Origin of the sequence: Pseudanabaena sp. lw0831 (assembly GCF_016584665.1) — a bacterium.
GTDB lineage: Bacteria > Cyanobacteriota > Cyanobacteriia > Pseudanabaenales > Pseudanabaenaceae > Pseudanabaena.
In genome coordinates, this window is sequence record NZ_BBJB01000070.1 from 1 (window position 1) to 23,758 (window position 23,758).

General features: G+C 42.3%; 28 protein-coding genes and 1 pseudogene. 11 read left to right on the plus strand and 18 right to left on the minus strand.

All coding sequences use genetic code 11. The features are described from left to right. Window positions 1–78: 78 nt before the first annotated feature. On the plus strand, window positions 79–1,446 hold the full coding sequence (locus tag APA_RS14715; RefSeq protein WP_201323022.1) for a TldD/PmbA family protein: 1,368 nt from the start codon (window positions 79–81) through the stop codon (window positions 1,444–1,446). A 57-nt stretch (window positions 1,447–1,503) separates the two neighbouring features. Here the strand turns inward: APA_RS14715 and APA_RS14720 are convergent, their stop codons facing one another. The 18 genes and pseudogenes from APA_RS14720 to APA_RS14805 form a co-directional block, all read right to left on the minus strand. Continuing rightward, complete coding sequence (locus APA_RS14720) at window positions 1,504–1,749, minus strand: hypothetical protein (protein WP_236579595.1); 246 nt, start codon at window positions 1,747–1,749, stop codon at window positions 1,504–1,506. Next, window positions 1,724–2,077, minus strand: a complete 354-nt coding sequence (locus tag APA_RS14725; protein WP_201323023.1) for a DUF433 domain-containing protein — start codon at window positions 2,075–2,077, stop codon at window positions 1,724–1,726. Before APA_RS14725 ends, APA_RS14720 begins: the two co-directional genes overlap by 26 nt. A gap of 261 nt (window positions 2,078–2,338) precedes the next feature. After that, a complete protein-coding gene (locus APA_RS14730) occupies window positions 2,339–2,677 on the minus strand; it encodes a DUF433 domain-containing protein (protein ID WP_201323024.1) in 339 nt (112 codons plus the stop codon). 5 nt (window positions 2,678–2,682) lie between these two features. Next, on the minus strand, window positions 2,683–2,841 hold the full coding sequence (locus APA_RS14735; RefSeq protein WP_201323025.1) for a hypothetical protein: 159 nt from the start codon (window positions 2,839–2,841) through the stop codon (window positions 2,683–2,685). 18 nt (window positions 2,842–2,859) lie between these two features. Then, on the minus strand, window positions 2,860–4,296 hold the full coding sequence (locus tag APA_RS14740; RefSeq protein WP_201323026.1) for an alpha-amylase family glycosyl hydrolase: 1,437 nt from the start codon (window positions 4,294–4,296) through the stop codon (window positions 2,860–2,862). An 825-nt stretch (window positions 4,297–5,121) separates the two neighbouring features. Then, window positions 5,122–5,508, minus strand: a complete 387-nt coding sequence (locus tag APA_RS14745; protein ID WP_201323027.1) for a hypothetical protein — start codon at window positions 5,506–5,508, stop codon at window positions 5,122–5,124. Window positions 5,509–5,836: 328 nt separating this feature from the next. Beyond that, the gene (locus APA_RS14750) at window positions 5,837–6,061 is read right to left on the minus strand and encodes a hypothetical protein (protein ID WP_201323028.1); all 225 of its coding nucleotides are present in this window, start codon (window positions 6,059–6,061) and stop codon (window positions 5,837–5,839) included. A 27-nt stretch (window positions 6,062–6,088) separates the two neighbouring features. Continuing rightward, window positions 6,089–6,355, minus strand: a pseudogene (locus APA_RS14755) (hypothetical protein); the annotation flags it as partial. A gap of 626 nt (window positions 6,356–6,981) precedes the next feature. Beyond that, the gene (locus APA_RS14760; RefSeq protein WP_201323030.1) at window positions 6,982–7,905 is read right to left on the minus strand and encodes a hypothetical protein; all 924 of its coding nucleotides are present in this window, start codon (window positions 7,903–7,905) and stop codon (window positions 6,982–6,984) included. A gap of 15 nt (window positions 7,906–7,920) precedes the next feature. After that, a complete protein-coding gene (locus tag APA_RS14765) occupies window positions 7,921–8,790 on the minus strand; it encodes a S8 family serine peptidase (protein WP_201323031.1) in 870 nt (289 codons plus the stop codon). 391 nt (window positions 8,791–9,181) lie between these two features. Continuing rightward, window positions 9,182–10,381: a lipid-A-disaccharide synthase-related protein gene (locus APA_RS14770; protein ID WP_201323032.1), complete on the minus strand. Its 1,200-nt coding sequence runs from the start codon at window positions 10,379–10,381 to the stop codon at window positions 9,182–9,184. Window positions 10,382–10,495: 114 nt separating this feature from the next. Then, window positions 10,496–11,119, minus strand: coding sequence for a class I SAM-dependent methyltransferase (locus APA_RS14775; RefSeq protein WP_201323033.1), 624 nt, complete (start codon window positions 11,117–11,119; stop codon window positions 10,496–10,498). Window positions 11,120–11,169: 50 nt separating this feature from the next. Next, window positions 11,170–11,493, minus strand: coding sequence for a hypothetical protein (locus tag APA_RS14780; protein WP_201323034.1), 324 nt, complete (start codon window positions 11,491–11,493; stop codon window positions 11,170–11,172). A gap of 171 nt (window positions 11,494–11,664) precedes the next feature. Then, window positions 11,665–12,081, minus strand: coding sequence for a thioesterase family protein (locus APA_RS14785; protein ID WP_201323035.1), 417 nt, complete (start codon window positions 12,079–12,081; stop codon window positions 11,665–11,667). A 39-nt stretch (window positions 12,082–12,120) separates the two neighbouring features. Then, window positions 12,121–13,155: a 3-deoxy-7-phosphoheptulonate synthase gene (gene aroF, locus APA_RS14790; RefSeq protein ID WP_201323036.1), complete on the minus strand. Its 1,035-nt coding sequence runs from the start codon at window positions 13,153–13,155 to the stop codon at window positions 12,121–12,123. Window positions 13,156–13,423: 268 nt separating this feature from the next. Next, on the minus strand, window positions 13,424–14,296 hold the full coding sequence (locus APA_RS14795) for a cytochrome c biogenesis protein CcdA (protein WP_201323037.1): 873 nt from the start codon (window positions 14,294–14,296) through the stop codon (window positions 13,424–13,426). Window positions 14,297–14,369: 73 nt separating this feature from the next. After that, entirely contained in the window at window positions 14,370–14,933 is a 564-nt protein-coding gene (locus APA_RS14800; protein ID WP_201323038.1) for a thioredoxin family protein, read from the minus strand. 85 nt (window positions 14,934–15,018) lie between these two features. Further along, entirely contained in the window at window positions 15,019–15,495 is a 477-nt protein-coding gene (locus tag APA_RS14805; protein ID WP_201323039.1) for a thioredoxin domain-containing protein, read from the minus strand. 473 nt (window positions 15,496–15,968) lie between these two features. Between APA_RS14805 and APA_RS14810 the strand changes: the two genes are divergently transcribed. The 10 genes from APA_RS14810 to APA_RS25820 all read left to right on the plus strand — a co-directional run. Continuing rightward, a complete protein-coding gene (locus tag APA_RS14810; RefSeq protein WP_201323040.1) occupies window positions 15,969–16,580 on the plus strand; it encodes a cupin in 612 nt (203 codons plus the stop codon). Window positions 16,581–16,596: 16 nt separating this feature from the next. Next, entirely contained in the window at window positions 16,597–18,066 is a 1,470-nt protein-coding gene (locus tag APA_RS14815; protein WP_201323041.1) for a HAMP domain-containing sensor histidine kinase, read from the plus strand. Continuing rightward, window positions 18,063–18,755 carry a response regulator transcription factor gene (locus tag APA_RS14820; protein ID WP_201323049.1) on the plus strand — a complete coding sequence of 231 codons (693 nt, stop codon included), beginning with the start codon at window positions 18,063–18,065 and terminating at the stop codon, window positions 18,753–18,755. The genes APA_RS14815 and APA_RS14820 overlap by 4 nt, the downstream gene beginning before the upstream one ends. 287 nt (window positions 18,756–19,042) lie before the next feature. Then, window positions 19,043–20,434 (plus strand): argininosuccinate lyase, encoded by a 1,392-nt coding sequence (gene argH / locus APA_RS14825; protein WP_201323042.1) that lies wholly within the window; start codon window positions 19,043–19,045, stop codon window positions 20,432–20,434. 99 nt (window positions 20,435–20,533) lie between these two features. Then, window positions 20,534–20,776, plus strand: a complete 243-nt coding sequence (locus APA_RS14830) for a 2TM domain-containing protein (RefSeq protein ID WP_201323043.1) — start codon at window positions 20,534–20,536, stop codon at window positions 20,774–20,776. A gap of 19 nt (window positions 20,777–20,795) precedes the next feature. Then, window positions 20,796–21,362 carry a Uma2 family endonuclease gene (locus tag APA_RS14835; RefSeq protein ID WP_201323044.1) on the plus strand — a complete coding sequence of 189 codons (567 nt, stop codon included), beginning with the start codon at window positions 20,796–20,798 and terminating at the stop codon, window positions 21,360–21,362. Between the two features lie 55 nt (window positions 21,363–21,417). After that, window positions 21,418–21,708 carry a DUF3181 family protein gene (locus APA_RS14840; RefSeq protein WP_201323045.1) on the plus strand — a complete coding sequence of 97 codons (291 nt, stop codon included), beginning with the start codon at window positions 21,418–21,420 and terminating at the stop codon, window positions 21,706–21,708. 46 nt (window positions 21,709–21,754) lie between these two features. After that, window positions 21,755–23,068: a cell wall metabolism sensor histidine kinase WalK gene (locus APA_RS14845; RefSeq protein ID WP_201323046.1), complete on the plus strand. Its 1,314-nt coding sequence runs from the start codon at window positions 21,755–21,757 to the stop codon at window positions 23,066–23,068. A gap of 24 nt (window positions 23,069–23,092) precedes the next feature. Then, window positions 23,093–23,353: a hypothetical protein gene (locus APA_RS14850; RefSeq protein ID WP_201323047.1), complete on the plus strand. Its 261-nt coding sequence runs from the start codon at window positions 23,093–23,095 to the stop codon at window positions 23,351–23,353. 74 nt (window positions 23,354–23,427) lie between these two features. Beyond that, a partial coding sequence (locus APA_RS25820) for a helix-turn-helix domain-containing protein (protein ID WP_201321415.1) occupies window positions 23,428–23,758 on the plus strand: 331 nt, incomplete at its 3' end.

Genomic DNA, 23,758 nt, shown 5'->3' on the forward strand with positions numbered 1-23,758 from the left:
AGTCCTTATGTAGCGAGCTTTTGTACTTTTTCAGGAAGCCCTAATTATGTTGATGTATTTACTAGGAGTTAATTTTTGATGGGCAGACATCTAGAAGAACAAGCTGTAGAACATGTACTAGAAGCATCATTTTATCAACTTGCCGATCGCTTGATTGATAGTCTGCATCAGGGTGAACATTTAACGATTAACTTAGAGAGTGAACGTAGTCAATTCACCAGATTTAACCATGCCAAAGTCCGACAGTCAGGAGTGGTCGCCGATGGGAATGTGACTATTTTGCTAATTTATAATCAGCGTGAAGCTTTTGCTAAGTTTCCGTTTACAGGCGATCGCGAGATTGATATGGCTTATGCGATCGCTAATCTTGAATATCTCAGGCAAGAAGTTGCTCAAATCCCTGAAAACCCTTATCTAGTCATTCCTGAGAACCAAGGCTCAAGTCGCGAGGTTTATCAAGGTAATTTGTTAAATCCAGAAGATGCGATCGCGAAAATTCTTGCGCCAGTGAATAATGTCGATTTTACAGGCTTCTATGCCTCAGGTTCGATAATTCGGGCTAATGCGAACTCCGCAGGTCAAAGACATTGGTTTGCGACGGATTCATTTTTTGTCGATTATTCGATGTTTGTCCAGACGGATTCTGGCGAAAAAGCGGTTAAGGGTATTTATGCTGGCAAAGATTGGGAAGCAGAGGCTTATAAATTACAGATTAGTCGCTCTCAGCAACAATTAGTAGCCTTGCAAAAGCCAAGTAAAACGTTAGAGCGTGGTCAGTACCATACTTACTTTGCACCTGCGGCTTCATCGGAGCTATTGGGCTTTTTGACTTGGAGTGCGGGGGAGTCAGGTTTGCAGCAGAGTAGTAGCGCTCTATTGAAATTAAAGAATCAAGAGAAAACTCTTTCGCCATTGCTATCTATTAGTGAAAACTTCACCTATGGGAATGTGCCTCGTTTTAACGATTTAGGAGAAGTTGCTCCAGAATATTTATCTATTATTGCTGAAGGGAAGCTAGTTAACACATTGGTGAGTTCGCGCAGTGCGAAGGAATATGGCAAGGTTGCCAATGGTGCTGATGAAGGTGAATCGATGAGATCGCCTGAAGTTGCCGCAGGAAGTTTAGCTGAGTCTGATATTCTCAAACAGTTAGATACGGGACTCTATCTATCCAATTTGCATTATCTCAATTGGAGCGATCGCAGTGGCGGCAGAATCACTGGCATGACTCGCTATGCTTGCTTCTGGGTTGAGAATGGTGAGTTTATTGCCCCAATTGAAAATCTGCGCTTCGATGATAGTATCTATGACTTTCTTGGTGAAAAGCTCGAAGCTTTTACCGATTTTCGTGAATTTATTCCTAATACAGGAACCTATGAAACGCGATCGCTTGGCGGTATTCTCGTTCCAGGAATGCTAGTCAAAGACTTTACATTCACTCTCTAAAAACCGATTGGGTTTCCTCTCATGCGCTAATAATCTGAACTCGATCTTCTCGATACGTTATTGCAATGGCAAGTATGAAATTCGATCGCGATACTCGTCATCCAGCGAAGCAAGAGCAGCTAATACTAATTCTTCAATTGTTTTACCCAAGCTCATACTGGGATTGATTTGGAATATCCCAGGAATGTGCTGCCCTTGAGCGAGATGATCGATTGCCCAGATCACTAAATCAGGTTCTTTGCGTCGTAGCTGTATTTGATAAATTGGAGGGAGATTTTCATCCATCAAAGACTTGATTTGCATAAGATTTCCCTAATTTTAGTCGTTCGGCTCGAAGTTGACGCAATTTTTCAGAAATTGGCAGTGGATTATGCTTTTGCTCTTCTCGCATTTTATGTCCCCACTCTAACCAATTAGTGATGTATTCACCAATCTCTTGCTCGTTATGAAGATAGTAGAGAACTGTAGCGTAAACCTGCTCTAAGCTTAGTGATAGGTAGGTTTTGGCGATTTCTTCAGGTGTTCGACTGCGATAAATGTAGTCATACAAAATTGTTTCAATACCAATTCGCGTATTTTTTAGGCGAATATCATTGGTAGCGAGAAAGGTAAAGTAGTCTTCTAGTTGCATTGTGATGTTACCAGAGTGTCAGAACTAAACTGAATCTAGGCGTACTCTCCACGTTAGACAATTGCTATAACGAGGTTTGGTATAATCCTATAATTTTACCTTTTTTCAAGATGAGCCTTACTAAAATTGTGCGATCTATTAGGTGACGCGCCTCTAAATTGGAGCGATCGCTTGGCGGTATTCTCGCACCAAAAATGCCAGTCAAAGACCTTACATTCACTCTCTAAAAAACATTGTCAAAGTTTTCATCTGCAAGCAGTTTTAACATGGATGTTTTGCAGCTTGACGGGCTAGTAAGCGATCGCGCAAACCTTGGGTGTCAAATCGCAACTCATTTTGTTTGCGGACTTCCAGCGATTTTTGCTGACGCTGTTGCAAATATTCTTCTACTTCCTGCTGATGTCCAAGATAGAAAGCAATTGTACTATAGACATCAGACAGCTTAAGTGAGGGGTATCGAGATGCTATTTCTTCTGACGTTGCGCCTTGATTAAAACTGAAGATAACTGTATCGAGTGTTACGCGAGTATTACCGACTAAAATTGTTCCATGAGAATTTGTCGATAGGGGTAAGACATATGTATGAGATACCGTAAGCATAGTGGTTATTTAGGCGTACAAGATTCTAGTAGATCATCCTCACAAAATTCTGGATTTAAAGTGTCTTTTGGCGGTGTGTTGGGATCTCCAATTGCCCAGACCACTAAATCAGATTCTTTCCGTTGTAGCTGTATTTGATAAATTGGAGGGAGATTTTCATCCATCAAAATCGGCGATCGCAACTAGTTCGCTTGACACTGCGCAAACGGTTCTCGGATGAAGTAGAGAGCATCTCGCCCTTGAATTTCCATGCCACCTTTATTAGGAGTTCCCCAACGAGTTACAAATTTTTTCCCGTTGCGACGCTCAACAGCAACAGTAAAGTTATTGCGTAACTCCCGATAGCAACCCTCTAGATTAGATAATGTTAAATCAAGTACAGGAATATCAATTTTATCAAGCCCTTTATTTTCAACAAAAAAACCTTCTGCACCTCTCTCCATCAACAAGGCAGTTGGACGATTGATAACTTTTAAAATGTTTTCTTTAACATTCTTTCTATCCTTGCCACGCTGAGTCATAATTTGACGGAATTTGGCTCCGAATGGAATATAAGCAGCATTAAGATTATCGGCATTGAAGACTAGAGGTGTTCCTCCCTCTCTCGCTAAGACATATGCTGTCGCAAGATAGGAATCAGTGGCATCGTCATAGGGACTATATGCATCTTTCTTCGCGTTTCTAATTTCTGTCACTGAATCGTGATTTCTGCCAAAGGTAACACTGCGAGAATCATTTACGGCATTACTTGGTAGCGATCGCAAATCCCCACCGAAAGAGAATGCACCTTTCATGGAGTTGTAAAGGAGAAAGTCTGTGACCGCAGCGATCCAATTATAATCTTCTGCTTTTGTATCATTATCTTCAATGACTTCAAGGTAATTCCAAGTATTTCCTTTACTTTCGGCATCAATAAAGTCAATGTACTCTTTCTGGACATTAGCAGGCATATGCTTAGAGGCATCAAAACGAAATCCATCAATTCCTAAGTCAAGTAATTTTTTAAGATGTGCTTTTTGGAGGCGCTTGACATTAGGAGTGAATTTGAGATCTGGAAGGCTGGCAAGCCAACAGTTAAGTTCCGAGTCCCTGTTGCCATCGTCATAGCCATTTCTATTAGGAACTTTACTATCTGCATCTTTGCAGGGTCTTTGTCCAGGGTTACTTGTACTTGCTACGGTCAAAAAATCGTCTTTAGACAGTCCTGGAAATTTAGTTAAGTCTTCAAAGTCTGCGCCATTATTAAGATCGGCCATATGGTTAAATACAACATCTGCAATAACTTTGATATTACATTGATGAGCTTCTTTGATAAGACTTTTGAGATCTCCTTCAGTTCCTAAACCGTCAATCACACTGTAGTCTACTGGCTGATAACGTTGTGACCAACCTGTAGGAGGGGCAAAAGGACCTGGATTAGATTTCTGGACAGGAGAAATTTGGACGTGAGAATAACCTTGATCGGCTAATTTACAGACAAACTTTTCAATGTCTGAATAATTTTGATTAAAGGCATGGAATATGGCGGTAGGTTGTTCTGATGCAAATGCTTTGCTTGGAAAACCTAGAACTACAAAGAAGATGAACGTAAATATCAAGATAGACTTTCTGAAAGACATGTTAAAGCTCCTCTTTAAGAATTACGCAGATTTAGTGTTTTTTGCGTTAGCTAGCATGTGTGCCACACTGATTTTGTGCCATTGCAATTATCTCGATAGCAGATTTGACAACTTGGGTCAGTGGTGGCTCGATCCTGAGAGCAGGTTGTAGTTGGCACGCACAAGGGCGGCGCAGGGCTTGGGTCTCCATCAAGACCGCATATCTCTAAAATATTGCACCAAGGTTGTTCAGTACCTACTTGACAATAGCGAGAAGCTTTCTTACAGAGACCAGACGGAAAAGTTCTTTGCGGAACTACTTGGGTTATTGAAACAGCGCCAGTTGGCATCGTAAGATAGAATTCGCTTGTTTTGTAAAGTGATTCTTCTGCGGTAAATCTCGGCATTTTCATGATTCTATTTCCTCATTTCGATTAGCTAGATTAGATTGATGGGCTGTACTAAACCTACTTGCACTCCCATCAATCCCAATGGGAGCGCCCGTTAATCCGATCTAAAGACTAAACGTAAAAAGCAGATGTTCCTATTGGAGTATATTTTGTGGAGATAGTCCTAAAAAGGAAAGAATTTTTATCGGTGATAGTCTGCGCGAAGTGCAGACTATCACCGATGGCTGGCAGATTAAGCTTTTTTAGATTCTGTCAAGCACTAAATTTGGTGATTACAAAAACATAAATCTTTTAAGTATTTATATTTAAGCTGGTTCAATGCTTTATCTGTCAGGGTGGCTAGGAAAGCCTGAAACCTCCTTGAAAATTTCATTTTAGTCTTAACTTGCCACCCATTTTCTTACCTTTTTAGCACTATCTTTGTGGACATGGTCTACTACGGATTGCAATAAAAAAGGCAGTCCTCCCTTTCGGCGGGGTCCATAATCCGGTTGCACCTAGTTACACATACGCGACTTTGGCGTTCTCTGACATCACCGATACCAGGATTTATTGTATCTCTAAAGGGGGGGGAAGTTTCGTTTGCCCAAGAAGGTCGTCCATTACTAAAAACCCATTCATCCAATGTTTCCCTTCTCCATCCTCCAGCAAATCCACCTCCCCAGATTCCGCCTTCAAATTCAGGTCTCCAAGGTCCATCGTACAATCGCCGCAATTGAGGTAGCACTGGCAAGTGGGTAAGCGAATTTTTCGACATAGCCATCTGGTAGTGTTGGCTAGATTGGTAAAGTGAAGTCTCTGCGGTAAAACCTGGCGTTTTCATAGTTTTCATTTCTCATCTCCTTTCATCTATTTAGTTAGGTTTAGCAATCATAATACAGTGACAGTTTCTTCACCAAGAACGGAATGTCTTCGGCTTAGAGCTGCAAGGTGGGCGATACCCACCCTACGAAACCAAACGTGATTTTAGAATATCCCCGTAGTAATGGTTTCAGAAAGCAGGTTTTCGGGTGGCGAAAAAATAAAGACACTAACACTATTGCATCACTTTAGCCATGTCTATCCACTACTGGACTGACAGGGCACAAACAGTGCAAATCCCCCAGGGGTTTACGCACTATTTTGGGCTTGTCTTCTGCCTACTTCTACCCTTATAGTATGCGACCACAGCCTAGTGGGAAGCTAGTGCCTGACGTATCATCTTCAACACCACAACAAATAGATCTTCCACTGAAGGCACATCTAACTCGCTGAAGTTGCGGTAATACTTCTAGACCGCTAGAATTGTTTTGGATAATTTTATTTGATTGGTATTGCCCACTCGTCTTATAAAGCGATTTCTCTGCGGTAAATTCTGGCATTTTCGTGTTTTTCATTTTACATCTCCTTTAGGTCGTTTAGATTTAGCGATCATAATACGGCGACAATTTAGTCACCAAGAACGGAAACTCCTCAGTCACGTCCACACGCACAAAGAACTTCTCAGTGAAATCGGTGTTGCGATTTGTGTAGGAGAAGATGACAGCGACGATCTTGCGGGTGGTGCTTAGAGATGACGGACGGACTTCCACGCCAGTTAAGGCACAGCTTTGACCATAAGCTTCGGCTGCCTTCGCATAGATTGCATGATAGCGAACTGCCAAATAGTTCAAAGCGCGATACTCATTATTAAATACACCTGCATGTATAGCCGACCTCATTGTCAACAGGACTGCAGATTTTGAAGCCTCGTCTACACATTCTATCCCTCGATATGACACCTTGAACAGGTCTAAATTGTGGCAAAACTCCTCGATGTTCGGCTGCATCATGGAGATCTCTATTCATTTCGTAGCGCTCGAGAGCGATATAAATAGATGATTCTGCGGTAAACCCTGGCGTTTTCATGGCTTTCATTTCACATCTCATTTCAATCAGATTAATGGGAAGTACCCATCCTACTTGCTAGCATTCAGACCATCCTCGGGCAATTAAACGTCCGTTCTCAAACCTTCGGCAAAACTGAAAACCCTCGCGTGCACCTTCCTGGTAACAGGGTCCGCAAATCTCCGTAGATCCGCTTGTGTCGCCATAGGAATAACAACGAATATTGCCAAAGTAATCTGTTTCTCCGTAACAATAGAAACGTCCATCCACATAAATGGCAGCGGCTAACTGAATCGTTCCAGAAGCAACTGAAGAATTGATTAAACGGGCTGGAACGTAATTATTAGAATCATACATAGATGATTCTGCATTAAAACCAGGCATTCTCGTTGTACTCATTTTGTATCTCCTTTTGTCTGGTTAGTTATATTTAACGATCATAGTAAGGTGACAATTTAGTTACCAAGAACGGAAACTCCTCAGTCACATCCACACGAACAAAGAACTTCTCTGTGAAATCGGTGTTGCGATTTGTGTAGGAGAAGATAACAGCGACGATCTTGCGGGTGCTACTGAGAGAGGAAGGACGGACTTCCACGCCAGTTAAGGCACAGCTTTGACCATAAGCTTCAGCTGCCTTCGCGTAGATCGCAGGATAGCGAACTGCCAAATAGTTCAAAGCACGATGCTCATCTGTTGCGCCTGCATTGTCAGCCATTTGCATAATCCGATCGAACAATTCCTCAGCAGCATGGGTAAATCGTTCTGCCTCAATGTGCTCTGGACAGGGAATTGAGCTGATCAGCATATTCCGATCGAAGGAATAGATTTGGTCGAACACCACAATTGGGAGCATTAGCCCATTGCAAAGTTCTGGTGGCGCGATCGGACCTCGCATACCAATGATGATATCCACATCCGCAGGACTGGGGGCAGGACGAACAGCTTCTACCAATAGGTCTAAGTCCGCAGGGTCACGCGGAGCTAAAATATAAGTGGCTAAACCCTCAATAGTCAGCACCCAGCACATTTGACGTACCAAATATCGGTTTTGCCTCTGGGTTAGAACTGTATAAACAGCCTCTCGGTCAGTCTGACCAGAGGTTTCTGTCCGTCCAGTAGCTTGAGCAAATTCCTTTTCCACTGATTGCTTTGGGAAACGCCACTCAACCTTGCCCAAAGCATAAACATAGGAAGGAGGAGATGAATTAGAACCTGAGCCTCCACAAGAACATCCTTCACCTCCAGATTGAGGAATTACAGATGTGTTAATAGGATTGTTAGAAAATGAGGTCATGGTTGGTAAATCGTTCATGTCTGTGGTTTGCTGAGATAAACTTTCCGTTTGATCCATAAAATTATTGCTCCTTTAAGCACGAGACTTTGCCATGATTTGATACGCTGCCCAAGCATCTAACAACGGAGGAACAACTGTGGTTCGTCGAGACCCATTGCCCTGAGTGACAGCGAGTTGTATCTCAGCAGCTGTGGCGGTCGGAAATTCTGACCACAACAGCGCGATCGCACCTGTGACGAAGGGAACAGCAACGCTCGTTCCACCTAAAGTTAAGGTTTTCTCATCAGTGCCAAGGCTAGTGATCTGATCTCCAGGAGCGCTCAGTCCTCTTCTGCCGATAGAACTGCCCAAATTTGAGTAACTAACCAGTCTTCCTTGCAAGTCACAAGCTACAACTGGAATCACCCACGGATGCCGAGTAATTGCAGAACTACCCAGCGTTCCCTGATTTCCTGACGCTACTACAGCAATGACTCCACGACTAATGGCATAGTCTAAGGCTTCCTGTAGCTCACGCTCACCTTGAGATGAAGGTTGGGCGATCGCCACGCTCATATTCAGTATCCGAGCGCCTGCATCAATACTCTCAATGATTGCCGCTGCCAAATCGGAAGGAGTTGCACTGGGCATCTGTTCGCTTCCTAAAGTAGTCTCGGCAAAAATAGGGCGTACTAGCAGAGTGCAGTTGGAACAGATCGCTGGGGCTAAGGAATTCCTCGTCCCAACCAAAATACCTGCTACAAATGTTCCATGAACACAAGCCGTACTGATAGCTTGAACACATTGACCACTCAGATTACCAGCAACCTCACGGATAGTTGCACTCACCAATTCAGGGTGTTGCTTTAACACAGACCCATCAATTAACCCAACCACGACTTCTGGTCTGCCTCTCGTGAGTTCCATCAATGGTGTGAGTTTAACCAAATCTAGAGGATTCATTTGCTTCACAGAAACTCAGAGGCTAATGATTGAGATGAACCGAATTAGCTAGGCTAAGTGGTTAACCATTTGTCGAAGTCATCTCGGTTCCAACGACTTGTTCTAATATCCCGCGTTTAGTGATTTTATCAAATTAAGCGAGCGAAAGAAGTAGCGATTTTGATGAAACTTTCAGTATTACAACAATATGAAAACTATACAGAAATTTTCTGGACAATACAACTATTTTACGAAATGTTACGCAAATTGTCTGGGTAACATCACATATAGGTGAGTTATACAGAAAAATTCAGGTTGACACGACAGAACAGAAGCCGAAAAATTTCTAGAGATGTTAGGCGATTGCAATCCGCGTTAAGCACTACTTTTTTGATTCTAAAACTTTTAAAAGTTAACAAGACTTTGCCAATATTTGCGCGATCGCATCAGCTAATCTCTCAGAACCACCTTTCGCGCCAACCCGTTCCATTCCATTTTGTTTACAACGTTCCAAATAATCGCGATCGCTGAGAGTTCGCTTTACACATTGAGCCGCTTCCTGCAATATTTTTGGAGTAGCTGGTTCCTTTCCAATCGTTTGTACTGACAAACCTAGCAAACGTTCCTGTGCATTAGCAAAACGATAGGAAAATTGAGGACCATTTCCCATGATTTGAATTACAGGTTTTCCTAAACCTACCATCTGCTCGACAGCAGTTCCCGCCATCCCGATCGCCAAATCACAATGATGCAAAATATCCGCAAAAGCATCACTGAAGCAAAGAACATAGATATTTGATTTTGCATGATACATTTTGCCATCAGCATATTCCCAGCCAGCTTGAGCAGCCAGTTCAGGCAATTTGGGTGTCAGGCTCGGTACGATCGCAGCTCGGAATTGCACAGGATTGGGAGCAAATTCTTGAGCGATCGCTACACATAAACGCAACTGCAATACGAGATTTTCGGCAGCTTCTGGCAACCGACTTCCTGACAGTAAGGCGATCGAAGGCACATCAGGACTCAAAGCCAAATCTTTGCCTGTCGGTTCCAATACATCCATAATCGGATAGCCGACAAAATTTGTATTCTGATAGCCTCTTTTTCTAATCAGTTCCGCACTATAGGCATCGCGAGTCAAAATCTGGCGACATCGTGGCGATCGCATCATTAGGGCTTGCAGCCAGCGAGGAACATAACGGTTTTCGTAAAATGCTGATGATGACACTAAAAATAAGGCATAGGGCAACCCCGTTAAATAGGCAAATAGCGCAGGCACTACATCACCTGTCGCAAACACAAAATCGCAAGTTTTGCCACATTCTCTCGCCGCCTTAATTTGTTGCCAAGTTAGATTAATCAATCCAGATTGGAAATCTGCAATCTGTTTCTGCACACTCATATAAGCAAATCCCCCTGACGGTAAGATCTTGGTCTGAGTAGCGATCGCTACACCAGCCCGTCGATAAGCATTTCCTTCACCAACAATTGGCAATGCGATCGTCTCTACCTCTGGATATTTTTGCCTTAAAGCTTTGAGAACTTCACAAGCATTTAGGTCTTCACCGTGACCGTTACTAATGAATAAAACTCGTTTTGGGGTTGAAGTCACGATGTAATAAAGCTAATAACTGATAGCAAAGAATTATCGCATTTTCTTTAACTAAGTAGCTACGCATAAATAAACTTATGAGGATATCTCGCTACGCGGGATATCCTCATAAGTTTATTTTCTCGATCGCAAAACTTGTAAACTACCACCAGCATAAAGTTGGCAAGACTCAACTTTAAATCCAGATTTACTCAATAGCTGTGGTAGATCGGTTTTAATTAATTGCCATGCGGTTTCTGTCTCAAATAGCCAGAGGAAAGTCGCAATAGGTAGCCAAAATAATGGATTAATAGGACGATGAAAATCAATAATGATAAATTGTCCTTCAGGTGTCAAAATCCGATGCACTTCTTGAATGATTTGCTGCAACTGCTCTGAATCCATCTCATGCATAGCTGTATTCGTGAGTACCAGATCAAAGGTGCGATCGCTAAACGGCATTTTTTCCGCGAAAGATTCTACATACTCAGCTTGGGGTACATTTTGCTTGGCGCGTTTAATCGCGATCGGTGACGCATCTAAACCCGTCACATCATTGAAATGGTTAACTAGTTCCCTTGTCGCCTGTCCTGCTCCACAACAAAGGTCAAGAACTTTGGCTTCAGGATTAATGGATAAATCTTTCAAAAATAAACGATGAAATCGCTTCTCCCCGCCAACACTAATAGCAGCAAGAGCCGATACAGTGTCATAAAACCATTGATAGCGATAACTCCAGTCACGTAAAATTGTAGTCATTAAGTTAATTTATATCCTGTGGGATTTAGCTCTAGCACTTCTCCTGATTATTAAGCTTGTTTTCTATTCAACATTTCGATTAGTTGTCTTACACTATCAGCCTGTTTATCAGCGATCGCTGTTTGACGATCAAGAGTATGTTCAATTCTGGTCATCCGATCGTTGGATTCCTTAATCATCTGACTTAATACCTCTCTAGTTTCTCTAGCCTCTTCAGAAATGCTGTAAATTTCAGCTTTGATGTTAGGGAGTGCAAGATATAGAGATTGGACTAGTTGACCGATATTCTGAATCAAAGCATTGATACGTTCGGCTTGTTCGTCAATCTTGTTAGCAAAACGATCTAGCCGTTCATCTGTCCATCTTTCAGTCATTTTATTTTCCTCTTTGATGAGATCGCTTAATTTTACCTAATCTCCATTACAGCGCTTTGCGCTGACTTAAAACCTAGAGCAATTCTTGGAAATGGCGCTCCGCAACGTTTTTAAGAATTGCCCTGTACTACTCAAAGCCTCAATAAGCTATATGAATAACCAATTATTACATTAGATCGTTAACCATTTTAGGAGATCTTGGGATAGATTAAAACGCTTTCTAGTGCTGGGATCAATACAAACATGTTTAGTTAAGGCTTTAGCGATCGCCTTTTTCTCGACACTTTCTATATCAAAAAACAACTGATATTCAATCTGAAAAGATTCGGGACTTAGCAAGGTTTTTACTAAAGAAACCACAATGCGATCGCCACAAAACATTGGTTTAAAAAAATCAATACTTGCATGGGTAATGGGAACTGCGATCGCTCCACCTCTAAAAAAAGATTTAAGCTCAATTCCCGATGCTACTAGCGAAGCTTCATAGGCTTCATGACAAATGGATAATCCATTCGCAAAGTAAACGACCCCAGCCGCATCAGTGTCGCAAAAACGAATTGTGCGATTGTAAATAAATGCTTGATTCATAGCTCTTATCATAGAGAAGGCGCAAAGCGCCTTCTCTATTTACACACGATCCATTACTTGAGCCATGCGATTGATTTTAATCATGAGCTTATCGAAATCATCGAAAGTAAGTGACTGTGGTCCATCAGACAAAGCTCTTTTAGGATTGGGATGAACTTCGATCATCAGGGAGTCAACACCTGCTGCGATCGCAGCTAAACTCATGGATGGTACATACTCTGACCAACCTGTACCATGACTAGGATCGATCATGATTGGTAAATGGGTTAACTTTCGTAATACAGGAATTGCGGATAAGTCGAGAGTGTTGCGAGTATATTCGCGATCGAAAGTTCTAATCCCACGTTCGCAAAGAATCACATTAGGATTGCCCTCAGCGAGAATATATTCCGCCGCCATCAGCCAATCATCAATCGTAGCCGCTAATCCACGCTTGAGGAGAATGGGCTTATTCTGTTTACCCACTTGCTTCAACAACGAGAAATTCTGCATATTTCTCGCGCCAATTTGCAACACATCCGCAACTTCGGCAATTTTATCAATATCGGCAGTATCCATTACCTCCGTAATAATACCCAATCCACTTGCCGCACGAGCCGCAGCTAATAGAGATAGTGCACTCTCACCATGTCCCTGAAAAGCATAGGGCGATGTCCGTGGCTTATAGGCTCCACCACGTAAAAATTTTGCCCCAGCAGCCTTCACGCGCATCGCCGTTTCCACAATCATTTCTTCATTCTCAACAGAGCAGGGCCCCGCGACTGTCACTAAGGGATGATTTTCACCGATCTCAATGTCACCATTAGGCGTAGGTACAATCACCACGCTCGATTCATTTTGGCGATATTCACGACTAGCGCGTTTAAAGGGGCGTTCCACCCGCAAAACTGTTTCAATCCAAGGGCTTAGTTCTTCGATGCGATGGCGATCGAGCTCGGCTGTCTCACCAACTAGTCCCAACACAACTTTATGTTTTCCCACAATTTTCTCTGGCGATAATCCCCAACTAGATAGTTCTTCGCAGATCCGCCCCACTTCTTCTGCGGGTGTACCAATCTTGGTTACGACGATCACGGCTAGTCTCCTTTAGTTGTTTTCTTCACCTATTTTAACGCGAGTTCAGCAAACGCTATTGGCACTTTAATTCTCAGGGTAAAAAACAGAAAAAATGGTTAGCTTTACACGTAAAGCTAACCATTTTTTCATTATTCCTGCTTATAGACTTACTAAGGAAATAGACTTAAGCAATGAAAATCAAATAACTTATGCAATTCAAAACCCAATATTATTACGGCAGGCTTCGCCCGCCGTAATAATATTGGGTTTTATTTAATTTGCGATCCTAAGAAAAGAACCAACCTATCCCTATCACTAGGTAGTAGATTCCTGCCACTATCAACGCGACACTCCCGAATTTAATAATGGTTTCTGAATGTTGCAGCAAAAGCTTGGCTTGCTTAGCAAAACCAGTCAGTAAACTTGCTAAAAAAATGATGATCGTATATCCAAAGGCATAACTCGCCATAGTGGCTACACCCAAAACTTGTGAGCCACTAGCACCTGCGGCAGCCAATACAGCAAACAAAACGGGGCTAGCACAAGGTGAACTTACTAAGGCAAAGGTTAAGCCTACTCCAAAAGGACCAAAATTAGAACCATCAACATTGATGTTAGGTAGGGGAATTTTAATCAATCCCAATAGCCCCAAACCCATAACAAAAATGATGGTTCCTACTACTACATTGACGTGACCCCGATATTCTACGATCACGGCTGCCGCAAAAGCAGAAACTAAGCCAAACAAACCTAAAACAAGCACATTCCCGAGAACAAAAAGCCCAGCTTTGATAAAGGCATCACGGCGAGAGGTAATGTTTCGCGTACCAATATAGATCAAGTTAATTGGCAGCATGGCAAGAATACAGGGTGAGACACTGGCAATCAAGCCACCAATGAAAGCAAGAGGTATTAGCACCAATGGATTAACCGTATCTTGCTGAGAGAACCATTCTTGATAACGATTTTCCACTACAGAAATGAGATGCTCTAATCCTTGGGATATTGGTCCTGTAAGTAGCAGAGCTAACAGCAAACCGAGAAGAGCCAATCCTCCAAACACCAACCATTTTTTAGGGGCTTTGGGAACGTATTTTTGGCGAGTAGAATCTGGTGCAATGATTTCAGTTTCTCGATCGGGTTGTGGAAGATGAGTCATAGAATTTTCCTGATATGGAGGAAACAAAGCTTTATACCTGTCTAATACAAGTGGAAAGCTTTAGAATTTGTAATTACTTAGTTAGAGCTGCGTCTAATACTTTGGTGTAGGCGGTTTTGTCGGGATTGTTGCGATATTGAGCCAAGATATTTCCTGTAGCTGGATCAACAATAGTTAGTGAACCTGTTTGAGTTTTATTCTCTGCCAAAAACTTGCTGAGTCCTAGATCTTTGGCTGTAGCTTCGGCGATAGATGTGCTGGATTTATCAGAAATATCTAGCACCACAAATTCCACTTTGCCTGCATATTGTTCTTTCAGTTGCGAGAGAGTGGGAGCTATGTTTTTGCAGGCGGGACACCAACTAGCATAGATATCAATGACTACGGGTTTGCCCTGTAATTTTTGGGCAAGCGGTGCACCAATTGAACTGGATGTTGAAGAAGCTTTAGCAGCGCAAGGATCGGCTTTCTTTGCAGCACAAGGATTAACTTTCTTAGCAGCGCAAGGATCTGTGGCTTGAGCGACTGTTGTTGCAGATGTTGTCGTTGTTGCAGAAGGAGTGGCGGAGCAAGCAGTTGCGACACCTGCACTTAGCAACGAGATAGCGGCAAGTGTGGCGAGGTATCTAGTTTTCATGGCTTTTTAATGATAGATCTCTGTTTAGTAAGGGTGTTAAGGCTTCATTTTATAGTGGCAAAATGAAGCCTACTCTTAAAATCAGCTATAGAGCTTTGTCAAGTACTTTGGTATAAGCTGATTTTTGAGGGTTGTTGCGATGCTGGGCTAAGATTTTGCCTGTGGATGGGTTAACGATCGTAATTGAACCTGTTTGAGTTTTGTTAGCCTCAAAAAATTCACTGAGTCCCAGTTCTCTAGCGATCGCTTCAGATTTTGCTGTAGAGGATCGGTCAGATACATCTAGCACCACAAAGTGAACTTTGCCTGCATATTGTTGTTTCAATTGCGACACAGTGGGCGCAATATTTTTGCAAGCGGGACACCAACTAGCATAGATATCAATGACTACAGGTTTGCCATGTAATTTTTTTGCTAGTGGCGCGATGGAGGAAGATTGGGCATAGGCTTCAGCGCCAACTACACTAGATAAAGTCTCTTGGATAAGTGTTGAATTAACAAAGACTGCCCCAAGACCCAATAGAGAAATTGCAGCAATAGTGGTTATAGATTTAATTTTCATATGAATTTCTGATTGCGATTTGAATTGCATTGTTTGGCAGCCATTTTGGGCTAAATTTATTAAAAAGGAAAAAAATGAGTGCTAGATGAGTGCTAGATGGAGATTGCATAAAGCTTGATGGCGATCGCATCTAAATACCAAGTCCCGAAAGTGTGACTACGCTTTTGGAAATAAAGAGCCGATTTGTTATGGCGCAGCTTTGCCGCGCCATAACAAATCGGCTCTTGAATTTTGCTTTAAATGATTATCTTCATCAAAAATTTATCTTGTAGTTATGACTGACTCATTTAGTTTTTTAAAATTACTCTTACACTAGTAACTACAGCAGTTCTTAAATCAATTGATGTTCAAACGAGCCAAACCAGTAGATATTTTAAAAGTGTTGCGAAGCAACACTTTTAAAATATCTACTGGTTTGAATGCAAAGCGTCGTCAGGAAATGCTTGATAAGCAAGCAAGATAAATAATCAACTATGTCAGACCAAGACTGGTTAGTAACTAATAAAAGTGAATGTCAGATGTTTGCCACTAGCGACACTACTGATTATGGGCAAAATCCTTACCGTCTACATAGATTTCTGACTTATCTAGAAGATATTATCTGGCAAGAAGAAGATGACTACCTAAGACTACAAAAAATTTGTCCATTGGTACGGCGCTTATTAAATAGCTCAGAATGGATATTAACTAACTTTTTGCCGCCAGATCCTGATATGGGTTGGTCGGTACAAGTACTCTATGATGAGCCAGACTTTCCACTTACTGTACAGACTGTAGTCTGGTCACCACAGTCTATTTCCCAAATCCATAACCATGCAACATGGGGAATTGTTGCTCTGATTGATGGACAAGAAAAAAACAAGTTTTGGCAGCGATCGCCTACTCCTAACTATCCCGATCGGATTGTCCAAACGGGAGAGCATACGATTACCGCAGGCGATATTCTTTGCTTGATGCCTGATGCAATTCATCAAATTGAAGCGATCGCAGATGAACCAACCATTAGCTTTAACGTCTATGGAGTTACTGATTATGCTAAGCGTTTTCAGTTTGATATAGCCGAGCAAACTGCCATGATTTTCTAGTTATCTAGTTGCTAAGATGCATAATCCAATCAGAAAAGCGATCGCAAATATATTCAGCAAGCGAATGTCACCGACTTCGCTCCAATTTCGTCTGACGGTAGAATTAATCGCCATTTCAGTAATCAGCTTAACTAGTGTCTCGATTTGGGCAGGGTGGAGAATGGAACAAACCCTGATTAATGGTCACAAGCAAATGCTGGAATATATTGCGATGCGCTTTCCTGATCAAGTAGCAATGTATATGGAGACTGGGGGGATCAATGCAGGGATTGAACGCACATCTAATAAGCTCTCTACGGCAAGATTATCAATTTTAGTTAAAAGTGCGGAAGGAGAAGTTATTGCCAAATCAGTAAATAATCCTGATAATGTCGTCGATATAGCTGCAATCGTGGCTTCTGGTAATATCCCAACGACTCCGCAAGTAGTTCAATTTGCCGATCGCTATGTGGTCATGTGCGGTAATGGGCTTACTATCAATGGAAAATTAGTTGGCCAGGTCTATCTATCCCAAGATATTACCAATGAGCAACGCCAGTTAAATAATGGTATTTATGGTCTAGCAATGGTGAGCATTAGTGCCACGATAATTTTGATTTTGGCGATCGCCTATCGTATTCGCACAGCCCTTGCCCCTCTAGCCCAGATGAGTCAGATTGCCAGTGATATTTCGATTGAAGATTTGAGTATTGTCAAACTCCAATTAGCAAAAGCTCCCGATGAAATTAAAGGGTTAGCCCAAGCCTTTAATGAAATGCTGTTTCGTTTATCAGAATCATGGGAGCAACAGCGTCAGTTTGTTGGTAATGTCTCCCATGAGTTGCGCACGCCACTAACGGTGATCGGCGGCTATTTACAAAGCCTATTGCGCCGAGGTGACAATCTCAGTGTTTACCAAACGCAAGCGATTTCAACCGCTAGTGCCGAAACTGAGCGCACGATCCAAATGCTCCAAGACCTATTAGATCTAGCAAGGGCAGATAGTGGTAATTTACACTTTCGCCAGTCGCCTGTCTTTTTGAATACCCTAGTGGCAGAAGTAGCAGTAATGTCCGAGAAAGTGAGCGATCGCCCAGTCAAAGTATCTTTCTCAAATCAGGATAGTAATCCCGATGTAGATCAAGATGATATTGTGGCGCTAGCTGATCAAGATCGGCTTCAGCAAGTGTTAATTAATTTAGTGGATAATGCCATTAAATATTCTGCTCATACTGTGGAAATCAAGCTAGAGACCAAAGAAGAGCAAGCAATTATTCATATATGCGATCGCGGGATTGGCATTCCTTTACCACATCAACAGCGCGTTTTTGAGCGTTTTTATCGCAGCGACGATCCTTCAACTCGTTCTAGAGATGGCACAGGATTAGGATTAGCGATCGCAAAGAGCTTGATCGAAGGCATGAATGGTCGCATTAGTCTTCGTTCAAAGCCCAATGAGGGAAGTACTTTTACGATCACTTTACCCATATGGAAGCCAACTCTATGAATGGTCATATTCTTTTGGTTGAAGACGATCCTAAATTGTCAAAATTTATCGCCTCTGAACTAAGTTTAGATGGATATCAAGTCACAGTCGCTAATAATGGCATTGATGGTTTAGCGATCGCCCGCGATCAACATCCTGATTTACTGATTTTGGACTGGATGCTGCCCGAAATATCAGGATTAGATATTTGCATCCGTCTTCGCAAAACTGGCGTTCAAATTCCAATCATTATGTTAACTGCTAAGGATGAAATCCCTGATCGAGTTGCTGGCTTAAATGCTGGAGCCGATGACTATCTAGTTAAACCCTTTAGTATTGAAGAACTACTGGCTAGAATCCAAGCAAGATTACGTCGAATGTCTTCTGACGTTTCTGACAACTTACAGTTTGCCGATTTAACTCTTAATCGCCTCACCCGCGAGGTCTATCGCGCTCATCAAAAGATCGAACTAACTGCCAAAGAATTCGATCTTCTGGAATTTATGTTGCGACATCCACATCAAGTTTTAACCCGTGATCAAATCCTAGAGTCTGTATGGGGATACGACTTTATGGGTGAGTCAAATATCATCGAAGTCTATATTCGCGCATTACGCATCAAATTAGAAGCAAGCAATCTTAAACGTTTATTACATACAGTACGCGGCGTGGGATATGTATTGCGAGATCAAGTAGAATCTACACATTAGTTCTCACTGCACTTTGCGCTATAAATCCTCAAACTATATCGACAGATATCATTAGCATTGTCCGCGCTATACAGAAATGGCTCAAAGAAAGAATTTAAGCACTTGTAGGACTTACGCAAAAATGGCTTAAAATCCGCATTTCATCGTAGGGGCAATTCATGAATTGCCCCTAAATTTCGTCCTTTTGCGTAAGTCCTATACTTGTTAAATAATGAACCTATGACAAAAAGGCGCAAAACTGACGGTCAAAAAGTAAACTAAATCTTCAAGTACTACAGTTTTTTTGTATGAGCCAGCCAACAGCCCCCCAACCTTGGAGTCAGCGTTTCGAGACAGCGCTGCATCCTGCGATCGCAAAATTTAATGCCAGCATTAGTTTTGACATTAATTTAATTGAATATGACATCACAGGATCGCAAGCGCATTCACGAATGTTAGCGAAAGTGGGGATCATCAGCGCCGAAGAAGGGGAAATGCTAGTCAATGGGTTAGAGCAAATCCGCCAAGAATATCGCTCTGGAAATTTTAATCCTGGTATTGATGCCGAAGATGTTCATTTTGCCGTAGAGCGTCGCCTGACTGAGTTAATTGGAGATGTTGGTAAAAAAGTACATACAGCGCGATCGCGTAACGATCAAGTCGCTACCGATGTGCGTTTATATTTGCGCGACCAGATTCGCAAAATCCAGACAGACATTAGAACTTGGCAGCAAACTTTAGTTAATAAAGCCGAACAGTATGTCGAGACGTTCATCCCAGGCTATACACATTTGCAACGCGCCCAGCCGATTAGCCTCGCCCATCATCTCCTAGCATATTTTGAGATGGCTCAGCGCGATTGGACGAGACTGGATGAAATTTATCAACGAGTCAATGTTTGCCCTCTCGGTTCGGGAGCCTTAGCAGGTACGCCCCACCCAATCGATCGCCATTACACCGCTGAACTTTTAGATTTTAGCTCCGTGGGACGGAATAGCCTTGATGGGGTCTCCGATCGCGACTTTGCCGTCGAATTTCTCTGTGCGTCGAGCTTGATCATGGTGCATCTCAGCCGCCTATCTGAAGAAGTAATTCTTTGGTCATCACAGGAATTTAGTTTTGTGAAACTAAGCGATCGCGTCAGCACTGGCTCCAGCATCATGCCCCAAAAGAAAAATCCTGACGTTCCCGAATTGGTGCGTGGTAAAACAGGTCGGGTATTTGGACATTTACAAGGGCTGCTGACGATTATTAAGGGCTTGCCACTGGCTTATAACAAGGATATGCAAGAGGATAAAGAAGGCATCTTTGATGCAGTAGTCACCGTTCGTGCATGTTTGGAAGCAATGACAATTTTGATCGATGAAGGAATTGAATTTCAGACCAAACGCCTTGCAGAAGCGGTTGCTGAAGACTTCTCTAATGCGACTGATGTTGCCGATTACCTCGCATCCAAAGGTGTTCCTTTCCGTGAAGCGTATCAATTAGTTGGGAAGTTGGTAAAAACCTGTACTAGTGAAGGGATTTTACTTAAGGATCTATCCGTTGAACGTTGGAAGACTTTTCATCCTCAGTTTGAGGCGGATATCGTACAGGCAATCGCGCCTGCACAGGTCGTTAAGGTGCGTAATAGCTACGGTGGCACTGGTTTCAAGCAAGTCAGAATCCAATTAGAAGCAGCCAAAAAACTCATCGCTTAAACCCAAAAATGAGTGGCAGCGCGAAGCGCTGCCACTCATTTTTGGATGCTTTTGCGCTAGCATAAGTTTTAGTTAAATTTGCCAAATTTTCGATTTTCTATGCCCAAGCTATTAAAGCCACCAGATCCTAACGATCCTGAATATCAAACCCTCGAACTCAGCGTTAACTTTTATCTGCACCTTGCCCTCTATTCGGCTTGCATGACCTGTATGTGGTTTATTCAATCTATTACCGAAAAAGTCTGGATCTGGTCAATTTGGGTAGCCGTGATCTGGGGCATAATTGTCACCGCGCATAGTATTTGGGTTTTGTATAAAGAAAAACAGATCCAGAAAGTTTAATGGCAAAAATGGTGACTCTATGGCGATCACTTTAGAATCTAATCCAAACACAATTTCACTAGAGGAGTTTCTCTCTCTATCAGAAACTAAGCCTGCAAGTGAATATATTGACGATCAAATTTATCAAAAGCCCATGCCACAAGGAAAGCACAGCACATTGCAAGCAGAAATGGTCATGGCGATTAACCAAAGAGCTAAACCCAAAAAGCTAGCCTATGCTTTTCCTGAATTACGTTGTACGTTTGGTAAGCGGTCAATTGTCCCAGACATTGCTGTGTTTGAATGGAATCATATTCCTCTCGATGCTGGTGGCGAAGCGGTGAACAAAATCCAAATCGCTCCCGATTGGATGATAGAGATCCTCTCGCCTGCTCAATCACCTTTTTTAATTATCGACAAGCTCGGCTTTGCAATGAAATATGGAACAAAACTTGGCTGGTTAATTGTTCCTCAAGAAAGGACAGTTTTGACATTTCAAGGCGATCGCTTTCATAGCCATAGAGGCAAGGATATTTTGCCCATGCTAGAGATTTTTAGTGATTGGCAAATGTCAGTGCAAGATGTGTTCGATTTACTTAAGTTTTGATTTTGTGATATTGCGCTAGTCTTGAGTAGTTAGAGAATTACGAATTACGAATAAAATGAGTACTACGGAACGTATTGAACAGCTAGCTGCTGCGATCGCAGAAGATGTGTATATCGATATTGCTAAATGGCATTTGTATCTAAATGATGCGCATTTGCATCGTCCTCTTGCTGAAAAGTTTTATACGATGCTGCCAGATGGTATTACATCAGCAGATGTTACAAAAGTATTAAATGGAACGATGATTGCGATCGGTGGCGGCAATCGTGAAATTCCTTTAAGTGATTTAATTCCCAAGTCTTGTCAAAATAGATTATTAACTATTCTGGAAGATTTTGAATACTAAACCCTGTAAGAGAAATCACGTCGCGATTTCTCTGTATTAATTACTGATGACCACTGCTCCCCCTAATCCTGTTTTTCAATCAATGCGCCGCCGCCTAGCGTTGTGGTATGCGATCGTCACCGCAATTTTGTTGATTGTGTTTGCGACAGGATTCTATTTGTATGTGCAGACAACTTTGATCGATCGCATTGATGACACGATCGATCATGTTGCCGAAGTAATAGAGCGATCGCTAATTCGGTCTAACTTAATTGACTTAGAATCAGATTTTGGCAGCAATTTCTCGGCAAATGCTCAAGCGATCGATGCCGATCATATTGATATTGATTGGTTTAGCCCCAGTGGGGAGATTCTTTGGACAACTAATGCGAATACGGAGTCCTTACAACCCCGTGAGAAGGGAATATTGCAGCCTGTCTATCGTACTGTGCATTTGTCTGAAGTGGAGCCATTGCGGCAGATGACTGAGCCGATTGTGATTAATGGCAAGTTATTAGGATATCTACGAATTAGTCATCCTTGGTTTGAGGTGACTAAACCTGTTAAGCAATTATTTCTTGATTTAGCGATCGGCACAACGCTGATGGTATTCGTGGTTCTCCTATGCGGTTGGTGGCTCGCAGGAATTGCCATGGAGCCAGTGCGTGAATCCTATCAGCGCTTAAAACAGTTCACTGCCGATGCTTCCCATGAACTTCGCAATCCGATCGCCGTCATTCAAACCAATGTCCAAGTCGCCCTCGCCGATCCCAATCCAGAATTTCAGCGATCGCAACTGGAAGCAATTGAAAGAATTACCAGACGATTAGGAAGATTAATTGATGATTTACTGTTTTTAGCAAGGCATGATGGCGGTATTACTAATCAGAAGTGTGAATCTTGCAATTTATCGCAGATTTTGAGTGAAGTTGGAGAAGAACAACAGGCGATCGCGCAGCACAAACAAATCACCTTGGAAATCCCCAATCAAGAACTAAAATTATTGGTGTCAGGCGATCGCGATCGCTTAGGGCGGTTATTTACAAACTTGATCGGCAATGCGATCGCCTATACTCCCGCAGGCGGGAAAGTTCAAATCATCGCCGAACCAAGCACTTCTCAAAATCAAATCCAAGTGCAAATCAAAGATACTGGTATCGGTATCCCTGAAGCAGAACTATCCCAGATTTTTGAACGGTTCTATCGCTATCAACCACAAAAAAGCAGTAAATCTAGTTCAAAATCAATGAATCCTACGACAAGTGGATCAGGGCTGGGACTTGCGATCGCAAAGGCGATCGCAGAGAGTCATCAGGGACAAATTAATGTCGAGAGCAAAGTTGGACAGGGAACGACTTTTACAGTAATTTTATCCAATTAGACTGCCCAAGGCAAGGAAGAAAACATGAAAAAACATAGTATTGCGATCGCAGCTTTGATTAGCATTATCAGTGGTATCTTTGCGCTTGATGGATATTCTGCCCAAGTCACCAATTCATCGCAGATTATTTTAGCGCAGACCGATATTTCCCCAACCGCAGTTACACCGCAACAAGCGATCGCGCGTTTGTTAAACGCCCAAAAGCCAAAAGCTGAATGGTTCACACCTGAATTTCTCGCAAAAATACCGCTCTCTCAAATCGAGCAAATTATCATTGATAAGTAGATATGCAGAATTATTTACACATATTCATAGTAATGGGAAGATTCTAAGGATTACTTAATTGTGATCTAATTACTGTGAGATTAATTGCTCCACTTTCCCCTGAAACGACAAAGCTACTGTGGAGAATCTATCGTCAAAGTCACCGCTTTGCAATCCGTCAACGAGCACACTGTATTCTTTTGAGCGCTCAAGGGATAAGGATAGCGCAACTGATGCAAATTTTTGGGGTGAGTCGCAAAACGATTCATAACTGGTTTGTGGCTTGGGAAAGGCTCAAGTTGGTGGGATTATGTGACCGAGCAGGGCGAGGTCGTAAATCCACGTTTACCCTTGAGCAGCAAGAACAAATAAAACAATGGGTGAATCAATCACCGAAACAACTCAAGCGAGTGCTGCAAAATATTG